Genomic DNA, 12,575 nt, shown 5'->3' with positions numbered 1-12,575 from the left:
CCTGCAGGCTTTTCCCCTGTAAGTTTCTAGGAGTCTACGAAACTGATATGCTATAATAGTTAGTAGAGTTCATAGAGACAGGAGAATGACTATGAGATCCATTCTATTGAAAACAGGACTTGCGATCAGTTTACTGCTTCCGGCTCTGCCATCCGGGCAGGCAGCTGCGGCAGCCGATATTGCCGGCGCCTGCGCCCAGTTTGGCGCAATCGTGCCGAATCAAAACCCGTCCTATCAGCAGATGAACTGCCTGCTGACAAATGCGGCGCTGAACGCGAATGTTCCGCCTGAGGTCGTAAAGGCTGTGGCGGACCAGGAAAGCGGCTGGCGCCAATTTACAGACGCAGGACAGCCGTATGTATCCGCTGATAACGGCATCGGCATCATGCAAATCACAAATTTGGCGGACTACAGTCCGGATGAGCGCGCCGCGGTGCAGGAGCGCTTAAAGACGGATATTGTGTTTAACATTCAAGAGGGCGTCCGCATGCTCAGCAAGGCCTATGACCGCACAGATCTCCCGAAAATCAGCGGCATTGGCCGCAATGTCATGGAGAACTGGTATTTTCCGGTTATGGCCTACAATGGCGTCAAGCAGGTGAACAGTCCGCTCTACCGGGCTGACGGCTCCCGCAATACAGGCGCATATCAGGAGCAGGTATTTGCGAAATTGGAAGCAGGCAGCTTCCTGGGCGACACCAAGCTTGCCCCCTACCCGTTTCAGGTGAAGGACTTCAATTATGTGGAGGACGGCAAAGGCACGCTCGCCTTCACCACACTGTCCTACAAGCTGACAGGCATCCTGCACGCTTCCGTCTATCAGCTGCAGGCCGGCGACCAGGCGCTTGTAACAGGAGACTCCGTCAAACTGCGGACGCAGCCGGGCACTTCAACAACAACGGACCCTTCTCTTGTGAAGGGCACCGTGCTGACCATCACCGGCACATGGAAATATGACTTGTCTCCTGTAAAGCGCAATCAATTCGTCTGGTATCCGGTGAAAACAACGGACGGCAAGACAGACTTTATCGCATCCGCCTATCTTGTAAAAAAACTCAATGCGCCAACTGTGAATGCCGTGGATGACAATGACAAGGTCATCTCCGGAACAGCACCTGCCGGCGTAACCGTTCAAATTAAAAAAGGAACGGTGCTGCTGGGAAGCGCGACATCCGGTACAGGCAGCTTCCAGGCGGCCATTGCGCCGCAGCCGGCAGGCACCGTATTAACTGTGCTGTTTCAAAATGAGCTGAACATGACAAGCCCCGCTGTGTCCGTTACTGTAAAAGACGGCACAGCGCCGGCCGCACCTGCAGTCAAGCAGGTGACGAATAAGGACACAATCGTCAGCGGCACGGCGGAAAAAGGAGCGGCTGTGACAGTTACAATCGGCGGCAAGGCCTATACAGCCGCTGCCTCCCAAACGGATGGCACATACAAGGTGGCCATTCCTGTGCAGAATGCCGGCACAGCCTTATCTGTTACGGCAACTGACAGCGCCGGGAACAGGAGTACAGCAGCACAAGCAGCTATCGTAAAAGCGGCTCCAAACATGCCCGCTGTCAACAAAGCTACGGTTCTCTCCACAACCGTAACAGGCAAAGCAGAGCCCGGCACAGCCGTGAACGTAAAAATTGGGACAAAGACCTATTCAGCCACCGAAAAATCAGATGGCAGCTATAGCGCGAAAATCCCGCGGCAGCCGGCAGGCACAAAGCTGTATGTAACAGCAACAAATGCCAAAAAGCAAATCAGCGCTGCCGCTATGACAGTAGTGGTGAAATAGAATGAAAATGAGCCACCCTGGTTTCAGGATGGCTCGTTGTTTACATATGGCTTGGCAATGTTAACTCCATATACATTGCACCTTCAATCGGATTGTAGCAATATGGTGCAATCCGATTAAACCCTAAGCTTGTATACAGCGACACCGCCTCTTTCATAGAGGGCAGTGTATCCAGCCGCAGCTTTGTATATCCCAATTCCGGCGCTTTGCGGATTATCAGGGACATTAATTGGCGGCCCAGGCCCCGACCTTTAAAATGCGGACGCACATACAATCTCTTGATTTCCCCCACACCCTCTTCCAATTTCCGAAGAGCAACGCAGCCTGCTGTCTCCTGATCTATCGCAAGAAATATGGCCCCTTCAGGCGGTGCGTATTTCCCAGGCAAGGCTGCCAGCTCTGCCTCCACACCCTGGAAGTCCAGGTTAATTCCAAGTGATGCTGTATACTCCGCAAAAATCTCTCGAACCTCCGAAAGCTGCTCGTTATCTGTCACCTCTATGTACCGCATACTGTTCCCCCGTTTTGTTTTAGCTATTGTAGCACACAACACAGAAAAACAAACGGAAATGCATCCCATGCCCTTTGTACTATTTCACCGTCTTCTTCACACCTTTGCTCATATTGCCGTCCTTGTCCGCTGCGTATATATACAGCTCCGTGCCGCGGCGCTGCTTCTTCATCTCCACCTGGAATCTGCCCTCTTGATCAGCCGTTCCCGTCCCAATGACCTCCGAAGCCTTTTTCACCATAATTTTCATGCCGGGTTCAGCGCTGCCGCTGATGCTGGTGTCAGCACTCTTGATTGCCCTGACTTCCGGATCCTTCACAGCAATGCGGCTTTTCACCTGTACGGTAACCGGTTTGCTATCCACACCCTTGTCCGAGGCTGTAATGGTCAGAACTGTGCCGATATTCTGCTTTGGAATGGTGATGAGAATTTCACCTTCAGCATCGGCTTTTCCCATGCCAAGCACCTTCGTGCCGGCCTGTACGGTAACAGAAGCCCTTGGCACTGTTTGGCCGCGCAACTTGTTATCATTGTCGCGGACGGTCTCCACCGTCAGAGCCGGGAAGTATGTCTGCAGTGCATACAAGCCCCATATGCCCTTATCGTCTGTCACCTCGCTGACATACTTGATGGCCGGATTCTGTGTCAGCATACTTGCCGCATCCGGCGAGGATTGAAACGTCAGCATCACATTTCGCGGAATGGGTGCAATCCGCCAGTTTTGATCAGCGGCCGCATTCATTTTGCCGAGCTGCTGGATGTAATCGATCAGCACTTGCCGGTTCTCATCAGCCGAATCGACAACAACCTTCGCCTTGCCGCCGGCCAGTCCCGGGAAGTTGCCGCCCCCGCTTGCCCGGTAGTTGTTCGTCACCACAAGAAATCGCTCTGTGCCGCTGACGGCGGTGCCGTTCGGCATGCGCAAATTCTTGATGCGCTGCGCGTTTGCATTCCATACTGTGCCGTCCGGTTTATATTTGGCCGGCTGTGTGATATCAATGTCGTAATACACCCCGTCCATCACATCAAAGTTAAACGGTTCAAAGCCCGCTGTAATCAACGGCTGCGGTTCCGTGCTTTCCGGATTGATCTGGTTGAACTGGGAGGCGGACATTTCCAGCCACTCCTTCACCTCTGCACCCGTCAGTTCCACTGCCTTCAGTGTGTTTGGATACAAATATAAATCGTTGGCGCTTTTAATCGAAAGCTCTCCCGCCGCAATATTCGTAAAATCAGACGGCCCCTGTCTCCCGGCCCGGAACGGAGCCCCGGCAGACAAAATCGGAACTCCCTTATAGTCCGGCAGCTTTTCGTTCACATATTGCTCCACATACCATGTTTGCGCTGCATTCACAATTTGAATCGTCGGGTCATCCTGTACGCGCGCGAAATAGCTGTACAGCGGCACAGCTGTTTCGCCGATCTTGGAACGAACATATTGAATTGTCGCGTTATGCTCATTCTGCACCGCCTCAGTCACCTGCTGGTCCGCTTCCGCGAGCGGGATTTTGGTCTGCTTGTCATAGACCTGGCGGACAACAGCCTGCGAGCCTGTCACCCGCCACTTGTCCTCCACCTTCTGCAGCATGACATCTATTACGCCGAGGCCATTGCCCCAGTTGCCGGCTTCCACCGCCGCGACACCGTTTATCGTTCCTTTTACATTGTCCACCCCTGCCATGTTATTAAATTCCGCGGCACCCGGGAACATCACATGTCTGTGACCGAACAGGACGGCATCGATGCCCGGCACCTTGGACAGCGGCATGACGGCGTTTTCTGCGTTTTTATATGGCTCGGCCGCCACGTCAAAGCCGGTGTGGGCCAGCACAATGACGAGATCTGCGCCTTCCGCGCGCATCTTCGGCACTTGCTTCTCCGCAGCAGCCACGATATCCTGTGCTTTCACCTTTCCTTCCAGGTTCGCCTTGTCCCACTGCATGATTTGCGGCGCCACAAGACCGAGAATGCCAATCTTCAGCGTCTGCGTACTGCCGTTCTCATCCTGTACCTGCTTGGCCAAAATAACGTATGGCTTATATTTGAGCTCATCATTTGTATCATCCTGATCCTGGTCGTCTACATAAATATTGCCGTTCACATACGGAAAGCTGGCATCGTTCACCGCCTCCGCCAAAAAATCCAGGCCATAGTTGAACTCATGATTGCCAAGGGTTGCAGCGTCGTAGCCAAGCGGGTTTAATGCCTTATACACGGGGTGCACCTGCCCCGGCTTCAGCGGCTCGACCTTGGCAACATAGTCCGCAAGCGGATTGCCCTGAATGAGGTCCCCATTGTCAAACAAAACCGAGTTGGCTGCCTCCTGCCGCGCCTGCCTGATTAAGGTTGCCGCTTTGGCAAAGCCGAACTCGTTTGTCGGTGCATCCTTGTAGTAGTCGTATGGCAGCAGGTACGAATGAATGTCGGTTGTCTCTAAAATCCGCAGCTTCACCGGAGCAGGTGTCTGCGCTTTGGCCGGTGCTGCCTGCGCGATGAAGGACCCAATGAGCACAGCGGCAGCCGCCAGCTGTCTGCCTCTCTTTCCCTTGTTGTATCCCATGTTGCTTGCACCTCGTCCTTCTTTTAATTTGTACATGTATATCATCACCTGCAGAGGAAGAATCATGCAGCGAACTACAGCTGCCCTAAGCTTCATGCCATACAGATTGGATATACTTCTGTTATAATGAAAAATGGATTTCTGATAACAAAGTAAAAAATAAATGAGGTGAATCATTTGAAATCACAGAACCGGACCATTTTGATCGGCTTATCCATTGCCGCTTTTCTCGGTCCCTTTACCCAAACCATTTACACCCCCAGCCTGACAGAAATCGGCCGCTTCTATCATGTGAATCAGTTCATGGTGAATTTGACGATTTCGCTGTACACCTTCATTCTGGCTGCCAACCAGTTTTTCGTCGGGCCGCTGACAGATACACGCGGCCGGAAAGCGACTCTTCTGCCCGGACTGCTTCTCTTTCTTGCCGGTTCGCTGATTTGCTTCGTATCCGGAAATTACTACCTGTTCCTGTTCGGCCGCGCCCTGCAGGCCTTCGGGATTACTACAGGATCTGTGGTGGCCGCAGCCGTCATCGGCGACATCTACGCGCCGCATGAGCGCGGCAAGGCCATGAGCATCTATCAGACCATGGTGTTCCTCGGTCCGGTGCTTGGCCCCGTCGTGGGAAGCTTGATCTCCGCTTATATGGATTGGCACACCGCTTTTGCCGTATTGGCGGCAGGCGCGCTGTTTGCCTATGTGTATAATCGGGTGCAGCTTCCGGAAACGCTGCCGCGCGATGCCGCGCCGCGCCGTATTGCCTTTGGCACCTTCACCGGCATTCTGGCCAATCCGGCTGCGCGCTCCATCATGCTGCTTGCCTTTATGCAGTTTTACGGCTACTATCTGTTCCTTGTATTTTTGCCGGGCCTGCTGGATGAATTGTATCAGGTGCCGCTGACAATGAAGGGGCTGTTCTTTATGCCGCTGACTGCCGGCATTGTCCTCGGCACCATTCTCGGCGGACGGCTGCAGGCTTATCTGTCGCATGCCGCGATTTTGATTTATTCCTCCTACGGAATCGGGGCTGTTGTCTCCCTGTTCTGGGTCTGCCTGCACTGGCACGTCCTCGGCATGCCGGTTCTGATCCTCTTCCTGCTCGGCTATGGCATTCTGCTCGGTGTCAGTCTGCCGTCGCAATCGACCTCGCTGGTCAATCTGTTCGGCAAGGAGAAAGGAACCGCCATGGGCGTGTACAACTTTGTCCGGTTTACCGGAGCTGCTATTGGACCGCTGCTTGGCACCTCGCTGTACCATCTGGGCGGCGATGACGCCCTGTATATGACACTGCTTGCCCTTCTGCTCGCAGCCGCATTCGTACTGCAGCGGACCATGCGCCGGAACGCAACGGCACACTAAAGCAATCGTGAGGGACTCCCTGTGCAATGAGCTTGAACAGGGAGCTCTTTTACGTGCTGAAACTGGGGACAATTCACACCTTGCTAAATATACATAATATTGTTATATTTAAATTAAGGTGGTGTAAGTATGATGCTGCGGTTTAAAAATACAATTATGTTGCGGCTTGGAATGATTGGTATTGTATTATCTGGTCTCATTCGTTTGCTTCATATGTATATCCCGATGCAAAGCAACAGTGAGCATGGCACACACGCAAGTGCAGGGACAGGGTATTTTTATGCACTGTTTGGTATAACCATTGCACTTTGGCTGTTGGCCTTCCTGCAAAACCGGCGCAGCGGGCAAGCCCGTTTGGCTGCTGTAGTCAACACCCTGCTGTTCACCTTTATCAGCTTTACCATGATTGCAGCTGGTGAAGGCATGTCTGTGTATCACTTTTCTGTTTTTATGGTGGTGGCCGTAGTTTCCTTTTATGAAGACATTCAGCTGATTCTGCTGATGACCGTGCTGTTCGCACTGCAGCATATCCTTGGCTTCGCGGTGCCGGCTCTGACGCCGGTTGTGTTCGGAGTGAAGGATTATACCCTTATTATGGTTGTACTGCATGCCGTATATCTCCTGCTGACCTCCGGGGCAACCTCCTGGCAGATTGCAGTGAAAAACGGATATATGCGCACGCTTGAGCGGGAGCAGGAGGCCCAGGCAGCCATGGTGCAGCAGTTGTATGAGCAATTGGGCGACGCCTCCAAGCGTGTCGTGCATACAGCAGACCAGCTGCAGGAGCAGGTACAGCGCACGGCCCATGCGAGTGAGAGCGTCTCGCAGTCCGTACAGGATATGACCATACAGACAGCCGGACAGGCAGCTGTTTCGGAAACAGGCACACGCACTGTGCAGGAAATGGTCACAAGCATGCAAAAGGTAAGCGAAGCGGCCGAGCTTGTAAACCGCACCTCCCGCGATTCCAGCCAAAAGGCGGAGGAAGGCTATGCAGCTGTGAGAGCCGTACTGCAGCAAATGCAGCGCATCCAGGCATCTGTCGGTGATGTAACAGGCAAAGTACGCGATTTAGAAGCACAGTCCCAGCAAATTGGCCAGACAATTGAGGTTATTACTCAAATTGCGGACCAGACGAATATGCTGTCCCTGAACGCTTCCATTGAAGCTGCCCGCGCCGGTGAGCAAGGGCGCGGCTTCGCGGTGGTGGCCGAGGAAGTGCGCAAGCTGGCCGAGCAGTCTGCTTCGGCTGCCCAGCAGATTACCAACCTTGTAAAAGATGTGCAAAGCAAGACAGACAGCGCTGTACAGTCCGCCGAGCACGGTCTGCAGGAGGCCGAGCGTGGCGTTGCTGTCATACAGCAGGCCGGCAATTCCTTCACTGACATCCTTGCGGTAACAAAGGAAGCCGCGGATGAGACGCTGGATATGACCTCTTCCATTACGGAGCTGGCTCAAAAGTCGAACGACATCCTTTCCTCTATTCAGGAAATTGAGGGAGCGGCTGCTGAACTGGAGCGCATGTCTGCTTCCATTGTCTCTGCCAATAGGGAACAAGCAGCTTCTGTCCACACGATTTCTGGCATTGTGGAAGAGCTGAATGATTTCTCCAAGGATTTGGATGCCGTAACAAAGCAGTTAAAATAAAGCGAGGGGGGCTGACATGTCAGCCCCCTTCTTAGCTAGTAGCGATTATAATCAGCCAGCTTCCGCGGGCCGTACACACGGTTCAGCTGCCGGTACAGCTTTACATGGTGCAGCAAATTTTCGTACATATCCTGCGCTTCAAAATACAGGCTGCAGGTTGCCCGCACAAACTGCCGGAGCCCCTCGTCATCATCCTCGTACACCAGCTGTTCAAATAATCCTATGTAATCCAACGCCTGATCGCCAAGCTGAATGGCTTCCTCCTCCAGCTTCATGGCCTGCTTCACACAGGAAAGCAGCGTTACATCCCTGTGCTGCGCCAGCAGCTGCCGCGCCTGCACGATGGCGCTGTAGAAGACGGATTTGAAGGAGCCGCTCTGCTCCACCGCTTTCTCCATGTCCACCATGAACGGATACACCTTCGTTTCGCCGGTGCCAAAGCAGCGGGCTGCCTCCAGCACCTGCAGAATCAGCCCAAGCACCTCTGCATGCTCCTGTAGTGCCAGAATCAGCTGGTTCATGTGCGGCGCCCGCTTCTTCACCAGCTCTTCCACCGCCGCGCTTTGCCGGACAAGCGGCATTTCCTTCCGCAGCCGCTTGCGCTTTGCAAGCTCGTGCCACAGATCCACAAAAGCCCGGATGCTGCGCCCCTCCTCTCCCATGCCCATCCCTCCATTCCAGCATTATGCTTTATCTGTATGTCGGAAATGGGGGAGACAGTACAAGAGGCGGACTACTCCGCCCCGTACAGGCTGATGACCACCTTGAACAAATCGCCGTCAGCCTCAATTTCAAGGCTGCCGCCATGCAGGTCCACGATGGATTTGGCAATGGCGAGACCAAGCCCGGAGCCGTCTGTATGGCGGGACGTGTCGCCGCGCCGGAAGCGTTCGAGCAACTCATCCGTGCTGCCGCCCAGCTCATATTTAGAGACGTTTTTAAAGGTCAGCACCGCCTCCTCCCCTTCCTGCACCGCTGTGATATACACCCTCGTGTTTTCCAGGGAATATTTTAAAATATTGCTGATCAGATTATCAAACACGCGCCAAAGCTTCGGACCGTCCACGTTGACAAAGATGCTTGGCTGCCCATGCGAGAAGCGGAGCTGCAGCGTGGACGCCGCAATTGCTTCATCATATTCCGCCAGGGCCTGCTGGAGCAGCTGCACCAAATCCACGCGCTCCGCCGCGAGCTCCATGCTGCCGCTCGCCATCTTGCTGACCTCAAACAGGTCATCAATCAGCAGCTTCAGCCGCTTGGATTTCCTGTCTATAATCTCTACGTACGCAGCTCGCTCCTCATTGCCAAGCCCTGGTGTTTTCAGCAGCTCCGTATATGTGATGACGGAGGTCAACGGCGTGCGCAAATCATGGCTGACGTTGGTGATCAGCTCTGTTTTCAGCCGTTCGCTTTTTGCCTGCTCCCGCTGCGAGGCTTTTACGTTTTGCTTCAGCACATTGATGCTTTTCGCAAGCGAGGTCAGCGCCGATGCTCCCTGCACCGGTATATCCTGCACGTGCTGGCCCGCAGCCAGCTCCTTCGTACTCATGATGATACGGTTGAGATATCCGGCATACTTCAAGATTAAGATACCTGCCGGCAAAGCAACAAAGAGGCAGAGAACAGCATACACGATTGTGAATGCCGGGTCTACGGCCGCAAAGAGGGCACTGGATCCGGCCAGAAACAGGAGAGCCGTCAGCATAGTCACCTGCGTGCCGATGCTGCGGATGCGAAATGCCTGCTTCACAGCATCATATCCCTTGTACAGCAACGCATGCTCCCACTCTTGGCGAAGTGTGCCGCTCTTCCGGGATGCCTGCAGCAGCTGCCATTGGATACATACCGCCGCCACCGCTGCTGCAAGAGTGAGCGTGCCTTCAGCAATGTTCATCATGGTTTGATACAAATACCCCTCCACTACAGCGAACGCACCCTGTTCCATCACAAAAACGAAGGTGAGAAAGGAGGACAGGAGGAACAAAACAATCCTGACATCCAAAGGAATCTTACGGTAATGGCTCTGCCAAGAATCTGCAAGCAAGCTATGGAACATGCCTGTTCTCTTGTTCCAGTACCAGCAGGCCAGCAAGGCTGCCACACTGAGGCCTGCATACGTCCACAGGAGCATTTGCATGGCTTTGTACCGCTGATACTCTGCCATGACCGGACTGGCCGGGTCAGCATCGCCGGCGATGACTACGGTTCCGCTCAAGTCCTTTGCGCTCTTCTTTACAATTGGCTGCACCGCCTCCCAGTCACCGGTCTGCAGCATATAGCCATCAAACAGGCTGCCTGCACCCCGCTCCGGATACTGGCGGGAGAACAAATTCTTGCTGCTGTTCATCACCTGCTTCGCCTCTTCATCGCTTCCTTCTATATTCGTATATACCTGCCCTGTATCCCCATCCCTGAAATAGTATAGATAGCCTTTTTTATAGTGGGCAAGCTGGCTCTTGAACGCTTGCGTTTCCTCATCATACTGCTGCAGCTTCTGCAGCTTTTCTGCAGCGACCTTCTGCCGTACATACTCATCGCTCTTGAAATTGTTCGTAATGTCCGCCAGCTTCTTGTCCCGTTCCGCGATGAGCGTGTCTGCCGCAGAGGTGTCGCCGGCGCTCTTGGCCCCGTCAATTTTCCCTTCATACTGCGCCTTGATATTGGACAGCTGCGCTTCCAGGTCACCGTACCGGTAGCGGTGCTCCCGAATGTCCGCATCGGTCACCTCTATATGCTGCTTCAGCTCCTCGACACTGGACTTGTTCAGCTCCAGCGTCGTCAGCAGCTCCACGAAATGACGTGTTTCCGCATCAAACTGCGCGGAGTGAAAATAATCGCGTGCCATGTACACATTCATATGGCGCATGCCGGATAACAAGCCGGTCAGGCCAAAGGAAAACAACAGCAGCCAAACCACTTTCGCCCACCTATTTCTCCATTTTGTAGCCACGTCCCCACACCACCTTCAAATATCTTGGATTCTTCGGATCAATTTCAATCTTTTCGCGGATTTTCCGGATATGCACAGCCACTGTGTTCTCCGGGCTGAAGCAATGCTCCTGCCATACCCGCTCATAGATTTCATGGATGGAAAACACCCGCCCCGGATGCTTCATCAGCAGCTCCACAATCTTGTACTCAATCGGTGTGAGCTTGACCGTCTCGCCATGAAGCTGTACTTCCTTTGTTTCCTGGTCCAATGTCAGGCCGTTCAAATCGATGAGCTTCGGTTTTCCCTCATAGGTGCCCAGTGTCACATAACGGCGCAGCTGGGATTTCACCCGCGCAATCAGCTCGAGCGGATTAAATGGCTTTGTCACATAATCGTCAGCGCCGATTTGCAGGCCGAGCACCTTGTCGGCGTCCTCACTCTTGGCGCTGAGAATAATGATGGGGATGTTTTTTTGCTCCCTGATTTTAAAAGTGGCGGCAATGCCGTCCAGCCGCGGCATCATAATATCCAGCACAACGAGATGCACCTCCTGCTCATGCAGCAGCTCCAGCGCCTCAATGCCGTCCTTCGCCTTCAGCACACGCATATTTTCATTCCGCAGATAAATCTCGATCGCATCCCGAATTTCCTGATCGTCATCCACGACCAGCACCTGAAACGAATTCATGCTCTCCCTCCCTTTTCTTCCATGAATTACCTTCATTGTAACCTGCAATCCTTAACAATGGGCATATGTATTTCTTAAGAGTTTCTTAAGCGCTTTCTTTTCAATATTCAAAAAATTTGTATGTTGAAAGAGAAAGTCTTGCGTTATAATAGAGAAATTCAAATAGAGGAGTGAAACTATGAAGCCATCCATTGCCGCACATCTGCAGGCTTTTCAGCAGGAAAACCGCAACCGGGGACGGCTGCTCATTACATGTCCGGACCGGCCGGGCATCGTCGCAGCCGTTTCACAGTTCCTATTTACCTATGAAGCGAATATTATCGAGTCCAGCCAATATTCCACCAACCCGACAGGCGGCACGTTTTTCATGCGCATCGAGTTCGAGTGCCCGGATTTGCCGGGAAAGGCTGCATATATGCAGGAGGCATTCCGGACAATTGGCGCAGATTTTGAAATGAACTGGCGGCTGCTGCCCTTGTATGAGGTGAAACGGACGGCTGTCTTTGTTTCCAAAGAGCTGCATTGTCTGCTGGAGCTGCTGTGGGAGTGGCAAAATGGAGACTTGCTTACAGACATTTCCCTGGTGATCAGCAACCACGAGGATGCACGCGAGGCTGTGGAGCAGCTCGGCATTCCGTTTTACCATATTCCGGCCCGCAGGGAAAACCGCGCGGAGGCAGAAGCAACACAGCTGGAGCTGTTGCGGGAATATGAGATCGATCTCATTGTTTTGGCCCGCTATATGCAAATCCTGACACCGCAATTTGTGTCGGCGCATCCGCACCGCATCATTAATATTCATCATTCCTTCCTGCCTGCCTTCATCGGTGCCCGGCCGTATGAGCGCGCCTTTGAACGCGGCGTGAAGCTGATTGGCGCCACCTCCCACTATGTGACGGACGACCTCGATGAAGGCCCGATTATTGAACAGGGCATTGAACGCGTCCAGCACCATCATAATGCGGAGGATTTGAAGAAAATCGGCCGTTCCATTGAACGGAGTGTGCTGGCGCGGGCTGTAAAGTGGCATTTGGAAGACCGTGTCATTGTCCATGGCAACAAAACGATTGTGTTTTAGGAGGCTGTCGT

Annotated in this window: 9 protein-coding genes; 4 read left to right on the top strand and 5 right to left on the bottom strand. The window is 53.3% G+C overall.

Annotated elements, in window-relative coordinates:
• Positions 1-91: 91 nt before the first annotated feature.
• Complete coding sequence (locus NK662_RS08600) at positions 92-1,786, top strand: Ig-like domain-containing protein (protein WP_254758502.1); 1,695 nt, start codon at positions 92-94, stop codon at positions 1,784-1,786.
• 40 nt (positions 1,787-1,826) lie between these two features.
• Here NK662_RS08600 and NK662_RS08595 read toward each other — a convergent pair whose 3' ends face one another.
• Both NK662_RS08595 and NK662_RS08590 read right to left on the bottom strand, forming a co-directional pair.
• Positions 1,827-2,297, bottom strand: a complete 471-nt coding sequence (locus tag NK662_RS08595) for a GNAT family N-acetyltransferase (RefSeq protein ID WP_254758501.1) — start codon at positions 2,295-2,297, stop codon at positions 1,827-1,829.
• 79 nt (positions 2,298-2,376) lie between these two features.
• On the bottom strand, positions 2,377-4,857 hold the full coding sequence (locus NK662_RS08590) for a bifunctional 2',3'-cyclic-nucleotide 2'-phosphodiesterase/3'-nucleotidase (protein WP_254758500.1): 2,481 nt from the start codon (positions 4,855-4,857) through the stop codon (positions 2,377-2,379).
• 177 nt (positions 4,858-5,034) lie between these two features.
• Between NK662_RS08590 and NK662_RS08585 the strand changes: the two genes are divergently transcribed.
• Both NK662_RS08585 and NK662_RS08580 read left to right on the top strand, forming a co-directional pair.
• On the top strand, positions 5,035-6,219 hold the full coding sequence (locus NK662_RS08585) for an MFS transporter (RefSeq protein ID WP_254758499.1): 1,185 nt from the start codon (positions 5,035-5,037) through the stop codon (positions 6,217-6,219).
• A 129-nt stretch (positions 6,220-6,348) separates the two neighbouring features.
• Positions 6,349-7,866: a methyl-accepting chemotaxis protein gene (locus NK662_RS08580; RefSeq protein ID WP_254758498.1), complete on the top strand. Its 1,518-nt coding sequence runs from the start codon at positions 6,349-6,351 to the stop codon at positions 7,864-7,866.
• Between the two features lie 35 nt (positions 7,867-7,901).
• Here the strand turns inward: NK662_RS08580 and NK662_RS08575 are convergent, their stop codons facing one another.
• The 3 genes from NK662_RS08575 to NK662_RS08565 form a co-directional block, all read right to left on the bottom strand.
• Positions 7,902-8,528 (bottom strand): hypothetical protein, encoded by a 627-nt coding sequence (locus NK662_RS08575; protein ID WP_254758497.1) that lies wholly within the window; start codon positions 8,526-8,528, stop codon positions 7,902-7,904.
• Between the two features lie 71 nt (positions 8,529-8,599).
• Positions 8,600-10,816, bottom strand: coding sequence for a sensor histidine kinase (locus tag NK662_RS23735; RefSeq protein ID WP_254758496.1), 2,217 nt, complete (start codon positions 10,814-10,816; stop codon positions 8,600-8,602).
• On the bottom strand, positions 10,794-11,486 hold the full coding sequence (locus tag NK662_RS08565; protein WP_254758495.1) for a response regulator transcription factor: 693 nt from the start codon (positions 11,484-11,486) through the stop codon (positions 10,794-10,796). The genes NK662_RS23735 and NK662_RS08565 overlap by 23 nt, the downstream gene beginning before the upstream one ends.
• Positions 11,487-11,664: 178 nt before the next feature.
• Here NK662_RS08565 and purU point away from each other — a divergent pair, with 178 nt between their 5' ends.
• Positions 11,665-12,564 (top strand): formyltetrahydrofolate deformylase, encoded by a 900-nt coding sequence (gene purU / locus NK662_RS08560; protein ID WP_254758494.1) that lies wholly within the window; start codon positions 11,665-11,667, stop codon positions 12,562-12,564.
• The last annotated feature ends 11 nt before the right edge of the window (positions 12,565-12,575 follow it).

Origin of the sequence: Ectobacillus ponti, assembly GCF_024294785.1 — a bacterium.
GTDB lineage: Bacteria > Bacillota > Bacilli > Bacillales > Bacillaceae_G > Ectobacillus > Ectobacillus ponti.
The sequence above is the reverse complement of the archived record's forward strand: the minus strand, read 5'-3'. Positions and strand labels throughout refer to the sequence as shown.

Coding starts and splice junctions, on each gene's coding strand:
- NK662_RS08580 (WP_254758498.1), top strand. CDS start 6,349: ATGATGCTGCGGTTTAAAAATACAATTATGTTGCGGCTTGGAATGATT.
- NK662_RS08590 (WP_254758500.1), bottom strand. CDS start 4,857: ATGGGATACAACAAGGGAAAGAGAGGCAGACAGCTGGCGGCTGCCGCT.
- NK662_RS08600 (WP_254758502.1), top strand. CDS start 92: ATGAGATCCATTCTATTGAAAACAGGACTTGCGATCAGTTTACTGCTT.
- NK662_RS08575 (WP_254758497.1), bottom strand. CDS start 8,528: ATGGGAGAGGAGGGGCGCAGCATCCGGGCTTTTGTGGATCTGTGGCAC.
- NK662_RS08595 (WP_254758501.1), bottom strand. CDS start 2,297: ATGCGGTACATAGAGGTGACAGATAACGAGCAGCTTTCGGAGGTTCGA.
- NK662_RS08565 (WP_254758495.1), bottom strand. CDS start 11,486: ATGAATTCGTTTCAGGTGCTGGTCGTGGATGACGATCAGGAAATTCGG.
- purU (WP_254758494.1), top strand. CDS start 11,665: ATGAAGCCATCCATTGCCGCACATCTGCAGGCTTTTCAGCAGGAAAAC.